The organism is Nitratidesulfovibrio oxamicus, from assembly GCF_015731765.1.
In the GTDB taxonomy this organism is placed as follows: Bacteria; Desulfobacterota; Desulfovibrionia; order Desulfovibrionales; family Desulfovibrionaceae; genus Cupidesulfovibrio; species Cupidesulfovibrio oxamicus.
In genome coordinates this window covers 1-777 of record NZ_VRYY01000693.1, presented here as the reverse complement: position 1 = coordinate 777, position 777 = coordinate 1, and the positions used below count along the sequence as shown (strand labels likewise).

Below are 777 nucleotides of genomic sequence, written 5' to 3'. Positions count from 1 at the left end.
GCGCGCCGCCGGGCCGGGCAGGGCGACGCCGCGCGAAGCGGCCCAGCCGGTGCGCTTCCTGTACGTGGGGCGCCTGTCGCGTGAAAAAAACCTGCACGTACTGGCCGACGCCTACAGGCTGGTGGTCACCCGCGCCCCGCACCTGCGGCTGGTGCTGGTAGGCGACGGCCCGGCCCGCGCGGAACTGGAAGAAACCCTGCGCGGCCTGCCGGTCACCTTCACCGGCTACCTTACCGGAGACGACCTGGCCAACGCCTACGCCTCGTCGGACATCTTCGTCTTTCCCTCCGGCACCGACACCTTCGGCAACGTGGTGCTGGAGGCGCAGGCCTCCGGCCTGCCGGTGGTGGTTACCGACAAGGGCGGACCGCAGGAAAACCTGCTGCCCGGTCGCACCGGGGCCATCGTGCCGGAAGGCGACGCCACGGCCATGGCCCGGGCCATGCTGGACATGGCCGCCGACCCGGCCCGGCTGGACGCCATGCGCGCCGATGCCCGAGCCTACGCGGAAAGCCGGTCCTTCGAGGCAGCCTTCCTGCAACAGTGGGCCATGTATCGGGACCGTGACCGCAACGCCGCATAGAGGTTGACCGCAACCGCAACCAGCCTCTGAGGCCGTGCTTTTCCATTCACCTCCCGCCCGTCCCCTCCCGCACGCCGCCCCGCATTCCGCATGGAGTGCGGGGCGGTCGCGTTGCCGCGCCACCCCGGAACCGTCGTGCACGGCGGGGCAGGTGCAGACATGCGGAACGGCCTTGCCGCCCTGCCCGCCGCGTT

At 71.4% G+C, this 777-nt stretch carries 1 protein-coding gene; it reads left to right on the top strand.

The window, feature by feature from the left end; translation table 11 throughout:
- Positions 1 to 583: glycosyltransferase (locus FVW20_RS17315; RefSeq protein WP_196610561.1), on the top strand; the 583-nt coding region annotated here is incomplete at its 5' end.
- Positions 584 to 777: the final 194 nt, after the last annotated feature.